The sequence below is a fragment of the Mycobacterium sp. IDUB_1 genome, from assembly GCF_055419625.1.
Genome location: NZ_JBVAYA010000002.1, coordinates 669,372 through 690,965 on the forward strand (window position 1 = coordinate 669,372; position 21,594 = coordinate 690,965).

At 68.7% G+C, this 21,594-nt stretch carries 23 protein-coding genes; 13 read left to right on the top strand and 10 right to left on the bottom strand.

The window, feature by feature from the left end; all coding sequences use genetic code 11:
* Window positions 1-12: 12 nt before the first annotated feature.
* Window positions 13-1,008, top strand: coding sequence for an aminotransferase class IV (locus ACZYYX_RS16270; RefSeq protein WP_463815568.1), 996 nt, complete (start codon window positions 13-15; stop codon window positions 1,006-1,008).
* Between the two features lie 4 nt (window positions 1,009-1,012).
* On the opposite strand, the gene ACZYYX_RS16275 is transcribed toward ACZYYX_RS16270, so the two are convergent.
* Both ACZYYX_RS16275 and ACZYYX_RS16280 read right to left on the bottom strand, forming a co-directional pair.
* Complete coding sequence (locus ACZYYX_RS16275) at window positions 1,013-1,333, bottom strand: DUF202 domain-containing protein (RefSeq protein WP_463815569.1); 321 nt, start codon at window positions 1,331-1,333, stop codon at window positions 1,013-1,015.
* Window positions 1,333-1,689 carry a YidH family protein gene (locus tag ACZYYX_RS16280; RefSeq protein ID WP_463815570.1) on the bottom strand — a complete coding sequence of 119 codons (357 nt, stop codon included), beginning with the start codon at window positions 1,687-1,689 and terminating at the stop codon, window positions 1,333-1,335. The genes ACZYYX_RS16275 and ACZYYX_RS16280 overlap by 1 nt, the downstream gene beginning before the upstream one ends.
* A gap of 56 nt (window positions 1,690-1,745) precedes the next feature.
* On the opposite strand from ACZYYX_RS16280, the gene dapE reads away from it, so the two are divergent.
* Together dapE and ACZYYX_RS16290 are read left to right on the top strand one after the other, a co-directional pair.
* Window positions 1,746-2,810, top strand: a complete 1,065-nt coding sequence (gene dapE, locus ACZYYX_RS16285; protein WP_463815571.1) for a succinyl-diaminopimelate desuccinylase — start codon at window positions 1,746-1,748, stop codon at window positions 2,808-2,810.
* A gap of 79 nt (window positions 2,811-2,889) precedes the next feature.
* Window positions 2,890-4,491 (top strand): ABC-F family ATP-binding cassette domain-containing protein, encoded by a 1,602-nt coding sequence (locus tag ACZYYX_RS16290; protein ID WP_463815572.1) that lies wholly within the window; start codon window positions 2,890-2,892, stop codon window positions 4,489-4,491.
* A gap of 7 nt (window positions 4,492-4,498) precedes the next feature.
* Here ACZYYX_RS16290 and ACZYYX_RS16295 read toward each other — a convergent pair whose 3' ends face one another.
* Window positions 4,499-6,493 carry an AAA family ATPase gene (locus ACZYYX_RS16295; RefSeq protein ID WP_463815573.1) on the bottom strand — a complete coding sequence of 665 codons (1,995 nt, stop codon included), beginning with the start codon at window positions 6,491-6,493 and terminating at the stop codon, window positions 4,499-4,501.
* A 29-nt stretch (window positions 6,494-6,522) separates the two neighbouring features.
* On the opposite strand from ACZYYX_RS16295, the gene ACZYYX_RS16300 reads away from it, so the two are divergent.
* The 7 genes from ACZYYX_RS16300 (at window position 6,523) to ACZYYX_RS16330 (ending at window position 12,148) form a co-directional block, all read left to right on the top strand.
* Entirely contained in the window at window positions 6,523-7,080 is a 558-nt protein-coding gene (locus ACZYYX_RS16300) for an LOG family protein (RefSeq protein WP_463815574.1), read from the top strand.
* A gap of 71 nt (window positions 7,081-7,151) precedes the next feature.
* Complete coding sequence (fadD6, locus tag ACZYYX_RS16305; RefSeq protein ID WP_463815575.1) at window positions 7,152-8,960, top strand: long-chain-acyl-CoA synthetase FadD6; 1,809 nt, start codon at window positions 7,152-7,154, stop codon at window positions 8,958-8,960.
* A 128-nt stretch (window positions 8,961-9,088) separates the two neighbouring features.
* Window positions 9,089-9,913: a dihydropteroate synthase gene (folP, locus tag ACZYYX_RS16310; protein ID WP_463815826.1), complete on the top strand. Its 825-nt coding sequence runs from the start codon at window positions 9,089-9,091 to the stop codon at window positions 9,911-9,913.
* A complete protein-coding gene (locus tag ACZYYX_RS16315; protein ID WP_463815577.1) occupies window positions 9,910-10,869 on the top strand; it encodes a glucosyl-3-phosphoglycerate synthase in 960 nt (319 codons plus the stop codon). Before folP ends, ACZYYX_RS16315 begins: the two co-directional genes overlap by 4 nt.
* A 49-nt stretch (window positions 10,870-10,918) precedes the next feature.
* Window positions 10,919-11,230: a DivIVA domain-containing protein gene (locus ACZYYX_RS16320; RefSeq protein WP_463815579.1), complete on the top strand. Its 312-nt coding sequence runs from the start codon at window positions 10,919-10,921 to the stop codon at window positions 11,228-11,230.
* Window positions 11,227-11,823: a DNA-3-methyladenine glycosylase I gene (locus ACZYYX_RS16325; RefSeq protein ID WP_463815580.1), complete on the top strand. Its 597-nt coding sequence runs from the start codon at window positions 11,227-11,229 to the stop codon at window positions 11,821-11,823. The genes ACZYYX_RS16320 and ACZYYX_RS16325 overlap by 4 nt, the downstream gene beginning before the upstream one ends.
* Before the next feature lie 157 nt (window positions 11,824-11,980).
* Entirely contained in the window at window positions 11,981-12,148 is a 168-nt protein-coding gene (locus tag ACZYYX_RS16330) for a DUF3117 domain-containing protein (RefSeq protein WP_003406247.1), read from the top strand.
* Between the two features lie 12 nt (window positions 12,149-12,160).
* Here ACZYYX_RS16330 and glgA read toward each other — a convergent pair whose 3' ends face one another.
* A complete protein-coding gene (gene glgA, locus ACZYYX_RS16335) occupies window positions 12,161-13,333 on the bottom strand; it encodes a glycogen synthase (RefSeq protein ID WP_463815827.1) in 1,173 nt (390 codons plus the stop codon).
* A gap of 180 nt (window positions 13,334-13,513) precedes the next feature.
* Here glgA and glgC point away from each other — a divergent pair, with 180 nt between their 5' ends.
* A complete protein-coding gene (gene glgC, locus ACZYYX_RS16340) occupies window positions 13,514-14,728 on the top strand; it encodes a glucose-1-phosphate adenylyltransferase (protein WP_463815581.1) in 1,215 nt (404 codons plus the stop codon).
* Window positions 14,729-14,738: 10 nt separating this feature from the next.
* Here the strand turns inward: glgC and ACZYYX_RS16345 are convergent, their stop codons facing one another.
* From ACZYYX_RS16345 to ACZYYX_RS16370, 6 genes are all read right to left on the bottom strand, one after another.
* Window positions 14,739-15,329 (bottom strand): DUF4126 domain-containing protein, encoded by a 591-nt coding sequence (locus ACZYYX_RS16345; protein ID WP_463815582.1) that lies wholly within the window; start codon window positions 15,327-15,329, stop codon window positions 14,739-14,741.
* A gap of 15 nt (window positions 15,330-15,344) precedes the next feature.
* On the bottom strand, window positions 15,345-16,019 hold the full coding sequence (locus ACZYYX_RS16350) for a methyltransferase family protein (RefSeq protein WP_463815583.1): 675 nt from the start codon (window positions 16,017-16,019) through the stop codon (window positions 15,345-15,347).
* A gap of 2 nt (window positions 16,020-16,021) precedes the next feature.
* Window positions 16,022-17,665 carry an ABC transporter permease gene (locus ACZYYX_RS16355; protein ID WP_463815584.1) on the bottom strand — a complete coding sequence of 548 codons (1,644 nt, stop codon included), beginning with the start codon at window positions 17,663-17,665 and terminating at the stop codon, window positions 16,022-16,024.
* A complete protein-coding gene (locus ACZYYX_RS16360; RefSeq protein ID WP_463815585.1) occupies window positions 17,662-18,591 on the bottom strand; it encodes an ABC transporter ATP-binding protein in 930 nt (309 codons plus the stop codon). The genes ACZYYX_RS16355 and ACZYYX_RS16360 overlap by 4 nt, the downstream gene beginning before the upstream one ends.
* Window positions 18,584-19,240, bottom strand: coding sequence for a TetR/AcrR family transcriptional regulator (locus ACZYYX_RS16365; RefSeq protein WP_463815586.1), 657 nt, complete (start codon window positions 19,238-19,240; stop codon window positions 18,584-18,586). Before ACZYYX_RS16365 ends, ACZYYX_RS16360 begins: the two co-directional genes overlap by 8 nt.
* Before the next feature lie 116 nt (window positions 19,241-19,356).
* A complete protein-coding gene (locus tag ACZYYX_RS16370) occupies window positions 19,357-20,037 on the bottom strand; it encodes an O-methyltransferase (protein ID WP_463815587.1) in 681 nt (226 codons plus the stop codon).
* Window positions 20,038-20,215: 178 nt separating this feature from the next.
* Between ACZYYX_RS16370 and sigE the strand changes: the two genes are divergently transcribed.
* Window positions 20,216-21,031 (top strand): RNA polymerase sigma factor SigE, encoded by an 816-nt coding sequence (sigE, locus tag ACZYYX_RS16375; protein ID WP_463815588.1) that lies wholly within the window; start codon window positions 20,216-20,218, stop codon window positions 21,029-21,031.
* Between the two features lie 89 nt (window positions 21,032-21,120).
* Window positions 21,121-21,528 carry an anti-sigma E factor RseA gene (rseA, locus tag ACZYYX_RS16380; protein WP_463815589.1) on the top strand — a complete coding sequence of 136 codons (408 nt, stop codon included), beginning with the start codon at window positions 21,121-21,123 and terminating at the stop codon, window positions 21,526-21,528.
* Window positions 21,529-21,594: the final 66 nt, after the last annotated feature.

The window sequence follows — 21,594 nt, forward strand, 5'->3', positions numbered from 1 at the left end:
ACCGACACAGGAATGTCCAATCTCGTCGCTGTCGAACCCGGCGCCATCCGCGAGGACACCCCGCCCGGCTCGGTGATCCAGTACAGCGACTACGAACTGGACACCTCGAGCCCGTACGCCGGCGGCGTCGCCTGGATCGAAGGCGAGTTCATTCCCGCCGAGGACGCGCGCATCTCGATCTTCGACACCGGGTTCGGGCACTCCGACCTGACCTACACCGTCGCACATGTCTGGCACGGCAACATCTTCCGGCTCGGTGACCACCTCGACCGCCTGCTCGACGGCGCCCGCAAGCTGCGCCTGGACGCCGGGATGAGCAAGGACGAACTCGCCGAGATCACCAAGAAGTGCGTGAGCATGTCGCAGCTGCGGGAGTCCTTCGTCAACCTGACGGTCACCCGCGGTTACGGAAAGCGCAAGGGGGAGAAGGACCTGACCAAGCTCACCCATCAGGTGTACATCTACGCGATTCCCTACCTGTGGGCGTTCCCTCCCCAGGAGCAGATCTTCGGCACCACTGCCGTCGTCCCGCGCCACGTGCGTCGCGCCGGCCGCAACACCGTCGACCCGACGATCAAGAACTACCAGTGGGGCGATCTCACCGCGGCCAGCTTCGAAGCCAAGGACCGCGGTGCCCGCACTGCGATCCTGTTGGACTCCGACAGCTGCGTGGCCGAGGGGCCCGGGTTCAACGTGTGCATCGTCAAGGACGGCGTACTGGCGTCCCCGTCACGCAACGCGCTGCCGGGCATCACCCGCAAGACCGTGTTCGAGATCGCCGACGCGATGGGCATCGAGGCGACGTTGCGTGACGTCACCAGCCACGAGCTCTACGACGCCGACGAGATCATGGCGGTCACCACCGCCGGCGGTGTCACCCCGATCAACACCCTCGACGGTGAGCCGATCGGGTCGGGAGAGCCCGGTCCGATGACCGTGGCCATCCGGGACCGGTTCTGGGCGCTGATGGACGAGCCGTCGCCGCTCATCGAGGCCATCCAGTACTGACGGCTCACAGCGAGAGGGCCAGCGCCACCGCGGCGGCCGCCGCGAATGCCGCTGTCCCGTAACCGAGTACCCGGACCTCCAACGTCGGCACCTCGACGGCGTCGGGGCCGCGGATGCGGCGCGACCGCCGGTATCCGAGTACCAGCACCGCGACGGCGAGCACGCCCGCTGACGCCGCCAACCACGGCCCGCCCGGGATGGGTGGGCCGTGGTGGCGGATCAGCATCAGCGCTCCGCCGACCAGCAGGCCCAGGGCGCTGCGCTCCCATGAGAGCAGGGTCCTTTCGGTCTGCAAGCCCGGCTTCTCCGGCACGTCCGTGCCCATCAGTGCCCGGTCGGGGGCCAGACCACCAACACCATCAGCACGCCGACCGCGACGACGGCGATGCCGGCGGCCAACGCCGCGGGGATGCGGGTGGGCGGTAGATCGACACCGCGGCGCATCGCGTCCTGCACCACCCGCCACCGGTGCACGGCCGACACGGCGAGCACGCCGCCGCCGGCGGTCAGCACCACGCTCAGCAGATGCCGCGCCCCGGCGATCCCGAACGCCGGCGCGAACTGCACGACGGCCACCCCGCCGGCGATCAGCGCCAACGCGGTACGAATCCACGCCAGGAAGGTGCGTTCGTTGGCGAGGGTGAAGCGGTAATCCGGTTCCTGCTCAGACGGCGGTGTCATCGAGCTCCTCAGTCCGGCGACGCTCTCACGCTAGCGAACCGACTACCGTGTGTCTCGTGCTCGACCTTCACGGTGACCCGATCGCATTGACCGCGGCGCTGGTGGACATCCCCAGCGAGTCCCGGCACGAGACGCGCATCGCCGACGAGATCGAAGCCGCGCTGCGCGCGCAGACCACCGGCTTCGAGATCGTCCGCCACGGCGACGCGGTGCTGGCGCGTACGGACTACGGCAAGCCGTCGCGCGTGCTGCTGGCCGGGCACACCGACACCGTGCCCGCCGCCGACAACGTTCCGAGCCGCCGCGACGACGACCTCCTCTACGGTTGCGGCACCTCGGACATGAAGTCCGGTGATGCGGTGTTCCTGCATCTGGCCGCCACGGTCTCCGAACCCGCACACGACCTCACGCTGGTGTTCTACGACTGCGAGGAGATCGAGGCGTCGGCCAACGGACTCGGCCGCATCGAACGCGAACTGCCCGACTGGCTGCGAGCCGACGTGGCGATCCTCGGCGAGCCTTCGGGAGGACTCATCGAAGCCGGCTGCCAGGGCACGCTGCGGGCCGTCCTCACGGCGACGGGAACGCGCGCGCACTCGGCGCGATCGTGGCTGGGCGACAACGCGATTCACAAACTGGCCCCGGTCCTGACCCGGCTGCAGCACTATCAGGCCCGCAGCGTCGACATCGACGGATGCGTCTACCGCGAAGGGCTCTCGGCGGTGCGCATCGACGGGGGCGTCGCCGGCAACGTGATTCCCGACGTCGCCTCGGTCACGGTGAACTTCCGCTTCGCGCCCGACCGCACCGTGGACGCCGCCTACGCACACGTGCTGGAGGTGTTCGACGGGCTGGACGTGACCCTCGAGATGACCGATTCTGCTGCCGGTGCGCTGCCCGGCTTGACACGCCCCGCCGCGGCCGCGCTGGTGCAGGCGGCCGGGGGCGCCGTGCGCGCGAAGTACGGCTGGACCGACGTGTCCCGATTCGCGGCGCTGGGAGTGCCGGCGGTGAACTACGGCCCCGGAGACCCGAATACCGCGCACCGCGTCGACGAACACGTCGAGGTCGCACAGATCACCGCGGTCACCGAGACGTTGCGGCGGTACTTAATCGGTTGACGGGTCTGGTTACCCTGGACCCATGCTCTCTCGCTGACGACTGAAGTGCCATCTGCCCGCACGTCTCGAGAGTTCCGTCATGTCTTCGATCGTCTTCTCCCATGTCTCGTTCGCCTGGCCCGACGAGACTCCGCTGTTCACCGACCTGTCCTTCACCGCCGGCCCCGGCCGCACCGGGCTCGTCGCACCCAACGGCACCGGCAAGAGCACGGTGCTGCGCCTCGCTGCAGGTGAGCTCGTCCCTACCGCCGGATCGGTGAGCACAGACGGCACAATCGGCTACCTGTCTCAGACCCTGCCACTGCTCGACGACCGCACCGTCGCTGAGCTCCTGGGCATCGCCGACGTGCTGGCCGCGCTGGAGGCGTTGACAGGCGGGGATTCTCGTGAGGAGGTGTTCACCACCATTGGCGACGACTGGGACGTCGAGGAGCGCGCCCGCGCCCAGCTCGACCGTCTCGGGCTGGGACAGATCGGCTTGCGCAGGTCGTTGCGCACCCTGTCCGGGGGAGAGGCCATCACACTCGGACTTGCCCGAGAGTTGCTGCAGCGCAGAGAGATCCTGCTCCTCGACGAGCCCACCAACAACCTCGACGCCGACGCGCGCGCCCGGTTGTACGAGGCGCTCGGCGATTTCACGGGGTGCCTGCTGCTGGTGAGCCACGACCGGGTGCTGCTGGACCGCATGGACCGCATCGACGAGTTGCGCGGCGGCGAGATCACCTCGTACGGCGGAAACTTCACCGCGTACCAGGAGGCCGTGGAGGCGGCCGAGCACACGGCACGCAGCGCGGTCCGCCAGGCAGAGCAGCACCTCAAACGCCAGAAGCGTGATCGCCAGCAGGCCCGTGAGCGCGCCGACCGGCGCAGCGGCGCCGCCAAGCGGGCACTGCCCGACGCGGGTATACCGAAAATCATTGCCGGAGCGATGAAGCGCCGTGCCCAGGTGAGCGCGGGACGCACCGACGACGTGCATGCGCGGCGCATCGATGACGCGCGGACCCGGCTGGACGAGGCCGAAGCGCTGCTGCGCGACGACGACACGCTCACCCTCGAACTGCCGGACACCGCCGTTCCCGCAGGTCGTATGGTTCTGCGCTGCAACGACATCGCGGTCACACACGATGACCGCGATGGGTTCGCCGGGGTCGAGTTCTCGATCCGCGGCCCCGAGCGGATCGCGCTCACCGGCGCCAATGGCAGCGGAAAGACCACGCTGCTGCGGGTGCTGCTCGGCGATCTCGCGCCCGAACGCGGCACGGTGGAACGCTCAGGTGGCCGGGTGGCGTATCTGTCGCAGCGGCTCGGTCTGCTCGACGACACCGCCACGCTCGCCGACAATCTCGCCACCCACGCACCCGGGCTGTCGGTGACACGCCGCCGACATCTGCTGGCGCAGTTCCTGTTCGGAGACGACGCGGTCGATCGGGCGGTGTCCACGCTCTCTGGCGGCGAGCGGTTGCGCGCCACGCTGGCGTGCGTGCTGTTCGCCGAGCCCGCACCTGAGTTGCTGCTGCTCGACGAACCCACCAACAACCTCGATCTCGTCAGCGTGGCCCAACTCGAACAGGCCCTCCAGGCCTATCGGGGTGCGTTCGTCGTGGTGAGCCATGACGAGACGTTCCTGACGGCGATCGGTGTCGATAGGACGCTGCGCCTGAATGCCGGACGCCTGAGCTGACCTGGATTCAGGCGGATGCGGCCACCGCGGCACGCCCGAAAGCGCACGGCACCTCGCCCGCGAGCCGGCTCACCGTGTCGGCGCCCCGCGGATCGCCCAGCGCCACAGCGTCGGCCGCGGCCCGCAATGCCACGGCCTGTTGCCCGCCCCGTTCCGCGGCCTTGACCGCATCCCGGGCCGCCGCCACCGCGCCGTGGGCGTCCCGGCGCGCCAACATCGTCCACGCCCGCGCCAGCGCAAGCTCCGGTGCGAACAGCATCGACTTGAGGCCGTGCCGAGACTCCGCCCGCGACAACGCTTTTCCAGCCTCGACGGTCTCGCCGAGCCGGCCCAGGGCCTGCGCCAGCAGCATCCAGGCCAGCGGCCCCCACGAATACCCCGTCGGTGCCAGGGCCGCGGCCGAGGCACGCAACAGCGCCACCGCCCGCGCCGTCTCGCCGGTGGCGATCAGCACGTCGGCGACGAGCACCTCACCGATTGCGCGACCGGGCTGGCGGCGCTGGGCGAAATCGGTGAGCCGCTGCGCCAACGCCAGCGCGCGATGGGGCTCCCCGGCCATCAGCAGCGCGGTCGTCTGGCCGAAGCCGCTGGTGAACCGCAGCAGGCCGGGCTGGCCGGCTGACATCGCCCGCTCGGCGAGCGCGTCGACGTCGGCGAACCGTCCCATGCGGGCCGCGCACAGCGCCGCGGCCGAACCCGCCCAGCCGAGTGCGGTCTCGTCGGCGACCGACGATCCGAGCACCTCGTCGGCGAGTTCGACGGCCCTGCCGAGGTTGCCTGCGTTCATCGCGAACGTCGCCGACAGCGCGTCCAGCGTGGTCCGCGCCGCGGGCGAGCTCACCTTGCCGCGGGTGGTCTGCAGGAACGCTGTCGCGCGCTCGGGCTCCGAGAGCATCCAGAACTGGTTGGCCGCCGTCGGCAACGCCCACGCGAGCAATTCGCCCTCGGTCAGTCCGGCGGGCTCCACCTCGGCCAGCACCGCATCCGCGTCGCGGCCGCGGCCCTGCCACGCCAACGCGTACCCGACCGTCAGGCGGGCACCCAGATCGGGCGCCTGCGCCAGCGCGGCCTGCCCCAGCCGCTCGGACAGCTCCAGATCGCCGAGCCGTAAGGCATCGCTGGCCGCCGCGCACACCTGCGCCACCGGCGGTGGCGTGTCGCTGCCCACGGCCAGCGCCGCCAGATGCAGCCGGGCGACCACGCCCCGCGGACCCGCCTGCGACAGGCGCCCCACCACGGCTGTGCGCAGCCGCCGGATCTCGGGCCCGCCCAACGCCGCACGCACGGCGTCACCGAACAGAGGATGTGCCGGACGCACCCCGTCCTCGTCGACCGTGATCACCCCGGCCACGGTGGCGTCGTCGACCGCACCGGCGCTCGTCAACACCGCCAGATCCTCGAGACTCAGCGGATCGCACACCGCCAGGTACTCCAGCACCCGGCGCGCCTGGGGCGTCACCGCGTCGACGAAGTCGCCGACATGGGCCATCAACCGGTCGTCGTCGTGCCCGGGCGGCTGCAGGTCGATGCGGGCCACCAGCCCGTCGTGCCACAGTGCGCTGACCTCGGCGGGCACCGAGTTCGCCGAGACGCTCGCCGACAACAGAATGCTCACTGTCCCGCTGACCGCCACCTGGTAGATCAGGGCGGCCGACAGCGGATCGAGCAGATGCGCATCGTCGATCACCAGCAGCCGACCGTCGCCGAGCCGGTCGCGGGCCGCCCGCAGGACGGCCGCCGTCGTCCCGGTGTCGGGAACGTCGACGAGATGGTCGACGGCGGCGAATGGGATCGCGGTCCGGGTCGCCGTCGCGCGCACCCAGTCCACCCGCGGGACGTCGGCTCCGAGCCGCTCGGCCGCCCGGCGCAACAGCCACGTCTTGCCCACGCCGGCAGGCCCGATCAGGGCCGCGCCCGCACGATCGCGCACCCCCGCTTCCAGCTGTGCCAGGGCCGGCTCGTCGGGTGCGGTCACCCAGGTGACAGGCGTGGGCACGGGCACCGGCCCAGCCTATGGCTAAGTTTTAGGTCGTGTCCCCGGAACCCGATCGCAGATGGGCCGTCTGCGTGTACTGCGCCTCTGGCCCCACCGAATCCCGGTTGCTCGACCTCGCCCGGCGCCTGGGCGCCGCCATCGCCGACCGCGGCTGGACGCTGGTCTCCGGCGGCGGAAACGTCTCGGCGATGGGGGAGGTGGCCGCGGCAGCCCGCTCCCACGGCGGGCGGACGGTGGGGGTGATCCCGAAGGCGCTGGTGCATCGCGAGGTGGCCGACACCGAGGCCGACGAGCTCGTCGTCACCGACACGATGCGCGAACGCAAACAGATCATGGAGGACCGCGCCGACGCCTTCATCGCGCTGCCCGGCGGCATCGGCACCCTCGAAGAATTCTTCGAGGCCTGGACAGCGGGCTATTTGGGTATGCACACCAAGCCAATCGTGATGCTCGACACGTGGGGGCACTACGAGGGGCTGCTGGACTGGCTACGCGGGTTGGTCCAGAGCGGCTATGTCGGCGAGGGCGCGCTGGCGCGTCTGACGGTCGTCGACGACATCGAGGCCGCTCTGGCTGCCTGCGCGCCGGGCTAGTGTGACCGGCACAACAACCACCGGCGACAGCCACGCACGACAACGACCACAGACGATCAAGGGGAGCGCGAATGAGCGGTAAATCCGGTAAGCGGAGCAGTGTCGGGGTTCTCGACATCGCGAGCCAAGTACCGGGATTGCTGATGGACACACCGACGATCGTGCAGGGCGTCGTCACCGGGTTTCTGGCCCGTCCGACGGCGAAGACCTCTATCGGCAAAGTCTTCCAGGATCGCGCGGGCCGCTACGCGGACAAGGTGTTCATCAAGTTCGACGACATCGAACTGACCTACGGCGAGGCCAACGAGACCGTCAACCGGTACGCCGCGGTGCTGGCGGCGCGCGGTGTGGGCCACGGTGACGTCGTCGGTGTCATGCTGCGCAACTCCCCGGATTCGGTGCTGCTGATGCTCGCCGCGGTCAAATGCGGCGCCATCGCCGGGATGCTGAACTACCACCAGCGCGGTGACGTGCTCAAACACAGCCTCGGCCTGCTCGAGGCCAAGGTCGTGATCGCCGAGGTCGACCTGGTCGATCCGATCACCGAGAGCGGCGCGGACACCTCCGGGGTGGTCACCGTCGACGAGATGAAGGAGAAGGCGCAGGGCGCGCCCACCAGTAATCCCGCCACCACGTCGGCCGTGCTGGCCAAGGACAAGGCGTTCTACATCTTCACCTCGGGCACGACGGGTATGCCCAAGGCCAGCGTGATGACGCACTACCGCTGGCTGCGGGCGCTGGCCGGGTTCGGCGGCCTGGGCATGCGGCTCAACAGCAACGACACGCTGTACTGCTGCCTGCCGCTGTACCACAACAACGCTCTGACGGTCGCGCTGTCGTCGGTGCTGAATTCCGGTGCGACGCTGGCGCTGGGCAAGTCGTTCTCGGCGTCGAAGTTCTGGGACGACGTCATCCGCTACGAGGCCACCGCGTTCGTCTACATCGGCGAGATCTGCACCTACCTGCTCGGTAAGGAGGAGAAGCCGACCGACCGCCAGCACAAGGTCCGGGTGATCGCAGGCAACGGGCTGCGGCCGGCGATCTGGGACGAGTTCACCGAACGGTTCGGCATCAAGCGGGTCTGCGAGTTCTACGCGGCCAGCGAGGGCAACACGGCGTTCGTCAACGTGCTCAACATCGACAAGACGACTGGCATCTGCCCCACCCCGGTGGCGTTCGTCGAGTACGACGAGGAGACCGGGGACCCCAAGCGCGACGACAAGGGTCGGCTACGGAAGGTGAAGACCGGCCAGCCTGGCCTGCTGCTGTCCAAGGTGAGCAACTTCCAGCCCTTCGACGGCTACACCGACAAAGAAGCCACAGAGAAGAAGCTGGTACGCGACGCCTTCAAGGAGGGCGACGTCTGGTTCAACACCGGCGACCTGATGCGCGCCCAGGGCTTCGGGCATGCCGCGTTCACCGACCGCCTCGGCGACACGTTCCGGTGGAAGGGCGAGAATGTCGCCACCACCGAGGTCGAGGCCGCGATCTCGACCGACCCGCAGGTCGAGGAGGCCACGGTGTTCGGCGTCGAGGTGCCCGGCGCCGGTGGTCGGGCGGGCATGGCTGCCGTGCAGCTCAAGGAGGGCAAGGAGTTCGACGGCAAGTCGCTGGCCAAGGCTGCCTTCGACAAGCTGCCCGGCTACGCCGTGCCGCTGTTCGTGCGCGTGGTCGAGGAGCTGGCCCACACGTCGACGTTCAAGTCGCAGAAGGGTGACCTCCGCAAAGAGGGCTACGGCAAGGCCTCCGGTGACGACGACGACTCCGAGGACGTGGAGATCGAGGATCCGATCTACGTGCTCTCCGGCAAGGACGAGGGTTACGTGCCGTTCTACGACGAGTACCCCGAAGAGGTCGCCGCGGGCAAGAAGCCCAAGTAGTCGGGTGATTTCGGCGTGGTCGTCGTCGCTCAGCGACGACAACCACGCCGAAATCGCACGGTCCGTAGCCTGGGGACGTGCAGTCGACGTTTCTCGGGCGGCCGGTGGCCGGCGATCGCGCGCTGATCATGGCGATCGTGAACCGGACACCGGATTCCTTCTACGACCGTGGCGCCACGTTCAGTGACGAGGCCGCCAAAGACGCTGCCCACCGCGTCGTCGCCGACGGCGCCGACATCGTCGACGTGGGCGGGGTCAAGGCCGGCCCGGGGCAAACCGTCGACGTCGACGAGGAGATCGCCCGCGTCGTGCCGTTCATCGAATGGCTGCGTGACACCTTCCCGGACCAGCTCATCAGCGTCGACACCTGGCGCGCCGAGGTGGCCAAACAGGCCTGCGCGGCAGGTGCCGACCTGATCAATGACACCTGGGGCGGCGCAGACCCCGACCTGCCGTCCGTCGCCGCCGAATTCGGCGCGGGCCTGGTGTGTTCGCACACCGGCGGCGCGGTCCCGCGCACCCGTCCGTTCCGGGTGAACTACGGGATCTCCGAGCGTGGTGTGGTCGACGACGTCGTCGCCGAGGTGACCGCGGCCGCCGATCGGGCCCTGGCCGCCGGCGTGCGACGGGACGGCATCGTCATCGATCCCACACACGATTTCGGCAAGAACACTTACCACGGTCTTAGTTTGTTGCGGCATGTAAAAGAGCTTGTTAACACTGGATGGCCCGTCCTGATGGCCCTGAGCAACAAGGATTTCGTCGGGGAGACTCTGGGTGTGGGACTCACCGAACGCCTGGAGGGCACCCTGGCGGCGACCGCACTCGCGGCCGCCGAGGGAGCAGCCATGTTCCGCGTGCACGAGGTGGGCCCCACACGTCGGGTACTGGAGATGGTGGCGTCGATTCGCGGCGTCCGTCCGCCACAACGCACGGTGAGGGGACTGGCATGACGGTGTTGTCCGAGCGCGTCACGGGAATGGGCCCCCAGGGAATGGCCGAACACCGCTGGCTGACCGACCACAGCTGGAGCCGTCCGGCATGGACGGTCGCCGAGTTGGAGGCCGCGAAGAAAGGCCGCACCGTCTCGGTGGTGCTCCCGGCGCTGAACGAGGAAGAGACCGTGGCCGGCGTCGTCGAGACGATCACGCCGCTACTGGGCGGACTGGTCGACGAGCTCGTCGTGCTCGACTCCGGGTCCACTGACGACACCGAGATCCGCGCGCTGGCCGCTGGGGCGCGCGTCATCAGCCGCGAAGCTGCGCTGCCCGAAGTGGCACCAGCGCCCGGCAAGGGCGAGGTGCTGTGGCGGTCATTGGCCGCTACCACCGGCGACCTGATCGCGTTCGTCGACTCCGATCTGCTCGATCCGGACCCGATGTTCGTGCCCAAGCTGCTCGGCCCGTTGCTCACCGCCGACGGCGTGCACCTGGTCAAGGGTTTCTACCGGCGCCCGCTCAAGGTCAGCGGCCGCGAGGACGCCAACGGTGGCGGTCGCGTCACCGAGCTGGTGGCCCGGCCCCTGCTGGCCGCGCTGCGCCCTGAGCTGACGTGCCTGTACCAACCGCTCGGCGGCGAGTACGCCGGCACCAGGGAGCTGCTGACCGCGGTACCTTTCGCCCCGGGCTACGGCGTGGAGATCGGCCTGCTGGTCGACGCCTATGACCGGCTGGGACTCGACGGGATCGCACAGGTGAACCTGGGCGTCCGCACCCACCGCAACCGTCCGCTGACAGAACTGGCCTCGATGAGCCGACAGGTCATCGCGACGCTCCTGCAACGCTGCGGCATCCCGGACTCGGGCGTCGGGCTGACACAGTTCTTCGCCGACGGCGAGGATTACACGCCCCGCACGTCGTCGGTGTCGTTGGACGACCGGCCGCCGATGGTCACGCTCCGCCCTCGTTGAAGGCCCCGCTGACGCTGACCTTGTCGGTGCGCTGAGGCACTATCGACGTGTGACACTCGTTCTGCTCTACCTCGTCGTGCTGGTGCTCGTCGGCATCGTGCTCTTCGCGATCGGCAGTGTGCTGTTCGGCCGGGGTGAGGTGCTGCCGCCGCTGCCGCAGGCGACCACGGCCACCGCACTGCCCGCCACCGAGATCACCGGGGCCGACGTCGAGGCGCTGAAGTTCACCCAGACGCTGCGGGGCTACAAGGCCAGTGAGGTCGACTGGGCGCTCGAGCGCCTGGGCCGCGAGATCGACGAGCTGCGTGAGGAGCTCGCCGCCGTGCGGGCGTCGCGTGACCTTCCTCAGCACGGCGCATGACGGTCTCCTCGGATGGTCGGGTCCGCTGCGGCTGGATAGACCAGGCGCGCCTGTCCGACGACGACTTCGTGCTCTACCGCGACTATCACGACACAGAGTGGGGGCGGCCGCTACGCGATTCGGGTGCGCTGTTCGAGCGAATCACCCTCGAAGCGTTCCAGAGCGGGCTGTCGTGGCTGATCATTCTGCGTAAGCGGGATAACTTCCGCGTGGCATTCGACGGCTTCGACGTCGAGCGCGTGGCCCGCTACACCGCGCACGACGTCGAGCGTTTGATGTCTGACGTCGGCATCGTGCGTAACCGGTCGAAGATCGAGGCCACGATCGCCAATGCCCAAGCCGTCGTCGACCTGACCGATGCGGGCGGCGATCTGGCGGACCTGCTGTGGTCTTTCGCGCCGGCCACCCGGCCGAGGCCCGCCGAGCTGTCGGCGGTGCCGGCCACGTCGCCGGAATCCACCGCGATGGCCAAGGAACTCAAGCGTCGGGGATTCCGGTTCGTCGGTCCCACGACGGCGTACGCACTGATGCAGGCGACCGGCATGGTGGACGACCACGTCGCGGACTGTTGGGTGCCGCGAACGGACCTGTAGGCCCAGCTATAGCGGGTCTTTGCACACGAGACGGCGTCGATAGGGAACAATGGACGTCTGAAGCAGTTCAGAGCCGATGCTGTCAGCGTTCGACGTCATCGGTGCGTGCATGACCAATCGGGCCCTGACGGGCACGCCCATGTGGAGGAGGCACTCGATGGCGGCGATGAAGCCCCGGACCGGCGACGGTCCACTGGAAGCAACCAAGGAGGGGCGCGGCATCGTGATGCGGGTACCACTGGAAGGCGGCGGACGATTGGTCGTCGAGCTGACTCCGGATGAGGCGGCCGCCCTCGGCGACGAACTCAAGGGCGTCACCAGCTAGCGCCTCGGGCGTTCAACAGACCTTGCGGTAGATCTCCAGGGTCTGTTCGGCGATCTGTGCCCACGAGAACTCCTCGATACAGCGGGCTCGGCCCGCAGCGCCGAACGTCGCGGCGCGCTGCGGGTCCGCCACCAACGCGTTGACGCCCTCGGCGAGGTCACGCTCGAACGCGGCCGCATCGCTGGGGTCGTAGTGCACGAGCAGGCCGGTGCGGCCGTCGTCGACCACCTCGGGAATACCGCCCACGTCGGACGCGACCACGGCCGTTCCGCATGCCATCGCCTCGAGGTTGACGATGCCCAGTGGTTCGTACACCGACGGGCAGACGAAAGCTGTTGCAGCGGTGAGGATCTCGCGGATCTTGGCGGTCGGCAGCATCTCTCGCACCCAGAACACGCCCGTGCGGACGCTGGACAGCTGCTGGACTGCCGAAGCCACCTCCTCGGCGATCTCCGGGGTGTCGGGCGCACCGGCGCACAGGACGAGCTGCACCTCCGGTGCGAAGTGGTGAGCCGCGGCCACCAGGTGCGCGACGCCCTTCTGTCGGGTGATCCTGCCGACGAACGCGACGATCGGACGGCTCGTGTCAACCCCCAGGTCGGCGAGCACGGACTGCTCGGGGTCGGGTTCGGTACCGGATTGGGCGGGGTACCAGACGTCGGTGTCGATGCCGTTGCGCACCACGTGCACCCGGTCGGGGTCCAGCGCCGGGTAGGTGCGGAGCACGTCGCCGCGCATTCCCGAGCTGACCGCGATCACCGCGTCCGCGGCTTCCACGGCCGTCTTCTCCACCCACGACGAGATGCGGTATCCGCCGCCGAGCTGCTCGGCCTTCCACGGCCGCATCGGTTCCAGCGAATGCGCCGTCAGCACGTGCGGCACGCCGTAGAGCAGCGCCGCCAGATGCCCGGCCATGCCGGTGTACCAGGTGTGGGAGTGCACCACAGTGGCCGCGGAACTGCCGTTGACCATGGTGAGGTCCGCGGACAACGTGGACAGCGCGGCGTTGGCGCCCGCCAGCGCCGGATCCGGCGCCGCGACCGTCACCCCCGGTCGTGGCGCACCCATGCAGTGCACGTCGACCTCGCACAGATTGCGCAGCTGCGCGACCAGCTCGGTGACGTGAACTCCGGCGCCGCCGTAGACCTCCGGTGGGTATTCCCGCGTCATCATCGCCACTCGCATGGACCTATCCACTGCCGACCGCATGGAGTGACCGTACCCAGATGGGCCCGCGGTCGGCGCCGCATCCTCAATTGTCTTGATGCACTTGTCCTGATGCTCGTGCCGTGGCGTGGAGCCGAGAACGCGCCAATGCCCGCCAATAGCTGGCCCCCGTCACAACCTGCCGATAGGTTGGTTTACATGAGGGAAGCGCCACACGTGCTGGGCATCGTCCTGGCCGGCGGAGAAGGTAAACGGCTGTACCCGTTGACAGCCGATCGCGCCAAGCCCGCGGTTCCGTTCGGCGGCGCCTACCGGCTGATCGACTTCGTGCTCTCGAATCTGGTCAACGCCCGATTCCTGCGGATCTGCGTTCTCACTCAATACAAGTCGCATTCGCTGGATCGGCACATCTCGCAGAACTGGCGGCTGTCGGGGCTTGCCGGCGAGTACATCACCCCGGTGCCGGCGCAGCAGCGTCTCGGCCCGCGGTGGTACACCGGCTCGGCCGATGCGATCTACCAGTCGATGAACCTCATCTACGACGAGGACCCCGACTACATCGTGATCTTCGGCGCCGACCACGTCTACCGGATGGATCCGGAGCAGATGGTGCAGCAGCACATCGACAGCGGCGCCGGCGCGACCGTCGCCGGAATCCGCGTGCCGCGCGCCGAAGCCAGCGCGTTCGGCTGCATCGACGCTGACGAGTCGGGGCGCATTCGCGGGTTCATCGAAAAGCCCGCCGACCCGCCGGGGACGCCCGACGATCCCGAGCAGACGTTCGTGTCGATGGGCAACTACATCTTCACCACCAAGGTGCTGATCGACGCGATCCGTGCCGACGCCGAAGACGACGACTCCGACCACGACATGGGTGGCGACATCATCCCGCGGCTGGTGTCCGACGGCATGGCGTCGGTGTACGACTTCAACAACAACGAGGTGCCGGGCGCGACGGAGCGCGACCACGGCTACTGGCGCGACGTCGGGACCCTGGACGCGTTCTACGACGCCCACATGGATCTGGTTTCCGTGCACCCGATCTTCAACCTCTACAACAAGCGGTGGCCCATCCGTGGCAGCTCCGAGAACCTGGCGCCGGCCAAGTTCGTCAACGGCGGCTCGGCTCAGGAGTCCGTCGTCGGCGCCGGCAGCATCATCTCGGCGGCATCGGTGCGCAATTCGGTGCTGTCGTCGAACGTCGCCGTCGACGACGGTGCGATCGTCGAGGGCAGCGTGATCATGCCGGGTGCGCGGATCGGCCGCGGCGCGGTCGTGCGGCACGCCATTCTCGACAAGAACGTCGTGGTCGGCCCGGGGGAGATGGTCGGCGTCGACCTGGACAAGGACCGGGAACGATTCTCGGTCAGCGCCGGCGGCGTCGTGGCAGTCGGCAAGGGCGTCTGGGTCTAGCCCCGGGTCCTCAGCGGATGGCGGCTTTCGAGGAACGTCGACGGCGCCGGATCAGCCGGATTGCGGCCCAAGCCATAACGACGAGCGCGACCAGAACCAGGGCCGGGACCAGGATCGCCAGCACCACGAGCAGCACGCTGACGACGTCTTCGATCGTGCTGAGCACCGGCGCGGCCATGCCTGCCGTCGCGACGTTGGCCGCAGGTCTGACCGTCGACTTCGTCAGCGACACCACCAGGGCGACGACGACACCGGCGGCGACGGGAATCCACTGACCGGACTGTGCGAAGGCGCCCGGATCGGTGACGGCGGACGTCTGTGCCGCGGTGCCGGAGCCGAACACGATTCCACCTGCGGTGGGCCGGACGAGCGTCTGGACGGTGTCGTTGACGCTGTCGAGGGCGGGCACCTTGTCGGCGACGACCTCGACGGCCAGCAACACCGCCACGATGGCCATCACCCACCCGTTCTCGAGCCACGCCCAGCCCGACGGCAGAGTGACCAGGTCGGTGCACCGGGCCAGCAGTCCCAGCGCCAGTAGAGGGATGTAGGCGTTGAGCCCCGCCGCGCTCGCCAGCCCGAACCCGGTCAGCACTTCCATGGGCTCAGTATGGGCTCACCACAGGTGAGGGATCAGCCGAAATCTCACCTGCTGCATGTATTCCGGATAACCGGTCAGGTCGGCGGTGAGCGCGCGCTCTTCATCATGGATTCGCGCGACGAGCAGCGGGACTGCTGCCAGCACGACGACAAACGCCCACAGCGAGCCCAGCGCCAGCGGCATCCCGGCCATCATCACCAGCGTCGCGCTGTACATCGGGTGGCGGACGAGAGCGTAGAGTCCGGTCGACACCACCGGCTGGTTGTCCTCGACGGTGATACTCGCGCCGGCCCACTCGTTCTGCACCACAACCCATTGGGCGCCGAGTAGCCCCATGGCGACCATGACATCGCCGAGGACGACGAGCCAGACCGGAACTGTGGACCAGCCGAACCTCCAGTCCAGCGCACCGACGACGAGCGTCGCGAACACCGCCACCACGGTCGCGGTGATGATGACCCGCTGCACCGGACGTTTCTCCGCCGTCGGCCCCACCTTCATCCGGCGTGCCAGAGCATCGGGCCGGCGCATCGCGAGGTACGCGCCGGAGGCCACCGAACACGCGGTGAAGACCGCGATGAAACCCCATCCCGGCCAGTAGCTCACGGTGCCGGCCGGTACGAACAACGCCAGACCGAGGCACAGGATCCCGAGAACCGCCGACGCGAGGGCCTGCAGGATGATCTTCACGGTCAGCGCAGATCACGCCGTCGAAAACCGATGGCGCCCAGGGCGATCGCCGCCGCGTCGAGACAGAGCAGCCATACCAGCGGCACGACGGTGAAGTCACCGGTACCGACGTGGGGGACGTGGCTGAACGGCTCCAGGTCGAGCAGCCACTGCGGCGCGTTCGCCAGTGACCCCATCATGAACACCGCGATGAACGCGACGAGAACGGCCCACGCGGCCGGCGCCCAGCGCGGCACGACGCCGAACAGTGCCACGGCCACCGCGGCGGGCAGCCACACCGCGGGCAGTTGGACGGCTGCGGTGCCGAGCACGGTCGGGAGCGTGCTGCCGACGTCGCCGACTGCGGCGCCGTAGGTCAGCCCGGTGGCCAGGCCGGCGACCACCAGCGCCGCGGTCGGGCCGCCGATCGCGAACACCAGATGGCTTGTCAGCCAACGGGTTCGACTGACGGCTCCGGCCAGCACGACTTCCGCGCGTTGACCGCTCTCCTCCTGGTGCAACCGCAGCGCCAGCGAGACGGCGAAGGCCGCCGCGATCATGCCGAGCATGCTGAACGCCACCGAGATGAACGCCTGCTCGATCGCACTGGAACCGCCGAGGCGTGCCACGATGTCGCGGGCGACCTGGCTGCCGCCCATCTCTTCGCCGATACCGTGCACGATGCTGCCGATCAGCAGGCCGTAGAGACTCACACCCACCGTCCACACGAGCAGCGCCCCGCGGTCCAGACGCCACGCCAGTCCGACCGCTCCACTCAACGCTGTTGGGGCGTGGGACGGGCCGGGGCGCTCGGCGAGCAGTCCCGCGCCGACGTCGCGCCGGGACAGCAGCAGATAGCCGATTGCCAGCAGGGCGACGGTCAACGCGACATGCAGTGCCAGAACGGCAAACCTCTCACCGGCGTAGGGCCGGACCTGCAGCGACCACCCGAGCGGCGAGAGCCAGCTCAGGAACGCGGCGCGAGTGCCGGCGTCGCCGACCGCCCGCAGTGTGAACGCGGTACCGAGCACCGCGAACGCGGCGCCCCGCGTGACACGGGCGCTCGGCGACACCTGGGCCGTGACGGCGGCCACCGCGGTGAACACCAGGCCCGAGCAGGTGAGGGCGGCTCCGAACGCCACCGAGCCGGTGGCGGGCACGTTCTGGGTGAGCAGGCCGACGGTACCGATGGCTCCCGTCGCGACGGACGCACCGGCGGCGAGCAGCACCGCCGCGGTCAGTCCGGCGTAGCGACCGATGGCCGTGGAATCGAGCAGCTCGGTGCGGCCCGCTTCCTCGTCGCCGCGGGTGTGGCGAATAACCGTGAGGATCACCGCGACCGCGATCAGCGTGTGGAACATGCCGGCCTTCCAGATGCCGACCGAACCCAAACTGTCTGTGTAGATCTGCCCGTAGAGAGCGCGCTGCGCCGGACTGGCCATGATCGACGCGGCCAGCGACGCGCGGTCCGCCTCGGTGGGGTACACGGCCGCGGTGGCGCCGACGTAGACCGTCGAGAGCGGAACCGACAGCAGAAACACCCACAGCGGCAACACGATTCGGTCCCGACGGGCGAAGAGCCGCAACAGGTCCAGGGTGCCGGACAGGCCCGTCCCGCGGCTGGGTGCCTCGTGCGCCGGGTGGGGGCGCTCGAGCAGCGCGGTCATGCGTGCACCTGCTCGGTGTCTGTGGTGTCAGCGGTGTCTGTGGTGTCGTAGTGGCGCAGGAACAGCTCTTCGAGGGTGGGCGGTTGGCTGACCAGGCTGCGCACCCCGGCGTCGCCGAGCACCTTCATCACCTGTGTCAAGCTCTCCGCGTCGACGTGCGCGCGCACGGTCGTGCCGTCGACGGTGACGTCGTCGACACCGGGAATGGTGGTGAGATCACCAGGTGTGCGGAGCAATTCGGCCGTGATGGAGGTGCGCGACAGATGGCGCATCGAGTCCAGTGAGCCGCTCTCGACGGTTCGGCCGTCTCGGATGATGGTCACCCGGTCGCACAGCGCCTCAGTCTCGGCGAGGATGTGGCTGGAGAGCAGGACGGTGACCCCGCGATCGCGAGCCTCGCCGACGCACTGCTGAAAGATGTTCTCCATCAACGGATCGAGGCCGGTGCTGGGTTCATCGAGCAGGAGAAGGCGTGCGCGGGAGGAGAACGCCGATACCAGCGACACCTTTTGCCGGTTGCCCTTGGAGTAGGTGCGCGCTTTCTTCGTGGGGTCGAGGCTGAACCGCTCGACGAGCTCGTCGCGACGCTTCGTGTCGATGCCGCCCCGCATGCGGGCCAGCAGGTCGATGGTCTCGCCGCCGGTGAGTGTCGGCCAGAGCGTGACATCGCCGGGCACATAAGCCAACTGGCGATGCAGAGTGACGGCATCGGTCCACGGGTCGGCGCCGAGTACGCGCACCGTTCCGGAGTCGGCGCGGGCGAGGCCGAGCAGGACGCGGATGGTGGTGGACTTGCCCGCGCCATTGGGTCCGAGGAAGCCGTGCACCTCACCGTCGGCGACCTGGAGGTCGAGGCCGTCGAGTGCTCGGACCACACCGAACGTCTTGGTCAGCGACCGTACGTCTATCGCAGCATGCTCACTCATCTGGTTCTCCTTGTGTGAACGGAATGCCTTGTCGGCGCCTGTCGAGGAAGGCGTCGTACATCGTCGAATCGGTCATCAGGCCGTGGGTGTAGAGCTCCAGCGCCGGTAACACCATCTCCTCGCTGTAGTCGCGCAGGACCGCGCGCAGATCGGAGGGGTCGGGGTGGAGCTGCAGGTAGAGAAGGAAGGCGCCACCGCCGGTCATGCCCAGAAACCGGGCACGCGCCGTCGGGTCCACGCTGGGCTTGATGGTGCCCGCACGGACTCCTTCGTCGATGTATTGCCCGGTGTTGTCGATCATCGTGTGCCACAGGGCCTTTGCCAGCTCCCCACCCGACTGAAGGCTGCGCACCAGGTAAGCCATCATCGGCGCGTACTGCTCGATCTCGGCCATCTGAGCGAGCCACGTCGCAGGGTCAGATGCTTGGATCGACTCGGACTTCGCGGCGCGGATCGTCTCGGCGACGTAGTCGTCGCAGGTGCGGTGCAGGTTGTCCTTGCTGCCGAAGTGGTGGATCACCAGGCCGGGGCTCACACCGGCGGCCGCCGCGATCGCTCGCACGCTGACCCTGAACCCGTCTCGGCCGAACAGGTCGATGGCGGCGTCTCGAATCCGGGCCACCGCGGTCAGATCATCGGCTGAACGCATGTTTAGTAGGCTAAACGCGTGTTTAGTCGCGGGTCAAGAGATCATCGCGAGCAGACGCAAACTCCGGCGCGTCACCGTCGACGCGCCGGAGTTTGTGTCTGCTCGGCAGAGAAAATTCAGTCGCGGGCAGCGGCCAGCAGGCCGTCGCCGAGGGGGATCAGCACCGGAGTCAGCCGCTCGTCCTCGGCGATCAGGCGGGCTGCCTCACGCACCGCACTGACTTCGGCGTCTTTGGCGGTGGCGTCGCCGGCCCGTCCGCCCAGCGCCGCGCGGTGCACGACGATCGCACCGCCCGGCCGCAGCAACCGCACCCCTTCGACCACGAACTGAGGCTGGTCGCTGGGCGCGGCGTCGATGAACACCAGGTCGTAGGTCTCGTCGGCCAGTCGCGTCAGCACTTCCTGGGCGCGCCCGCTGATCAACCGGGTGCGGCCCGGGCCGACGCCGGCCTCGGTGAACGCCTGCTTGGCGATCCGCTGGTGTTCGGGCTCGACGTCGATCGTGGTCAGCACGCCGTCCTCGCGCATGCCGGACAGCAGCCACAACCCGCTGACGCCGGCACCGGTGCCGACCTCGACCACCGCCTTGGCGCTGGTCAGCTTGGCCAGGACGCACAGCAGAGCACCGACCGCGGGCGTCACCGCTCCTGCGCCGATGTCGACGGCCCGCTCCCGCGCGGCAGCGACGATGGCATCCTCGGAGATGGAGTGTTCCGCGTGGCTGACGATCGCCTCGGCGGCACTCGGGGCGACCGGGGACTCGCCGTCGCCGGCGGTGGGCTCGTCGGTGCTCGACATGCCCGCAGCGTAGAGCGTCGGCCGCGGCGCCGGTACGTCGACACGCCCGCTCGCCGCGAGAGCCGCCGCTCCGGGCGGGTGCGGCGTTTCCGCTGGTCGAAAATGGGTAGCGAGCATTCTCAGGAAATGTTCAGTTTGCTCATATGCCTGGCTCACCACGACGGGAGAACGTGTTCGCATGACAGACGCCGCGCACCGCGACGAGATCGCTGACCGCGGGAAGAATGTCTCACTGCGCCGCGTTGTCTCGGCCGAGCGGTACACGCCGAGTTCCGTGCCGCAGAACAGTCCGCACGACCTGGAGGATCTGACGACCACCCAAGCCCCCGGCAGCAGCGCTGCCCCCGTCTCTGCGCCCGTCTCGATGGCTCATCTCGAGCAGTTCACCGAGGCCGAATGGGTGGAGACCACCGACGAGTTGACCGGCACGGCCGTCTTCGACGCCACCGGCGATCACGCCGCCATGCCGAGCTGGGACGAACTCGTCCGCCAGCACGCCGACCGCGTCTACCGGCTGGCCTACCGTCTGTCGGGCAACCAGCACGACGCCGAGGACCTGACCCAGGAGACCTTCATCAGGGTGTTCCGGTCGGTCCAGAACTATCAGCCGGGCACCTTCGAGGGCTGGCTGCACCGCATCACCACGAACCTGTTCCTCGACATGGTGCGCCGCCGCGGACGTATCCGCATGGAGGCGCTGCCCGAGGATTACGAGCGGGTGCCGGCGGACGAGCCGAACCCCGAGCAGATCTACCACGACTCGCGGCTGGGTCCGGATCTGCAAGCCGCGCTGGACTCGCTCGCCCCGGAGTTCCGCGCCGCGGTGGTGCTGTGCGATATCGAAGGTTTGTCCTACGAGGAGATCGGCGCGACGCTGGGCGTCAAGCTCGGCACCGTGCGCAGCCGCATCCATCGTGGTCGGCAGGCGCTGCGCGAGTACCTCGCTCGGCACAGTGACATCACGACCATCCATGGTTCGGCTGCATCGGCCTGATATCGGTCGCGATGTTGAACGGCGAATGCACAGAAAGCCGCGCTACATTCGAGACAGGCCTGCATCCATGACCGGAGAGGAGTCGGGTGGTGTTCGATCCCGGACATGCGTTCCGTCGCGCCTTCTCCTGGCTTCCCACGCAGTTCGCGGCGCAGAGTGACGCACCCGTCGGACCTCGACAGTTCGGAAGTACCGAGCACTTGTCCACCGAGGCCGTCGCCGCGTACGTCGACGGTGAACTGCGAATGAGCGCGCACCTGCGTGCCGCTCACCACATGTCGATGTGCCCGGAGTGCGCGATGGAGGTCGACAGCCAACGCCAAGCCAGGGAAGTGCTGCGCGACGCGTGCCCCGTTGCGATGCCGAGCTCTTTGCTGGGCTTGCTCTCCCAGATCCCGCAGCATGCGCCTCTGCAACATTCTGAACACGAATCGGGGCCGGCCGACACCCCGCAGCTGGCCGACGGTGCATCTCGCACCCGTCGGAAGCGTCGGTAGGGTGAGGGTGACGTCGGCCCGGCCCGGATGCCGTTGATTGCTGGCGTCTCACACTTGCAGGTGCTG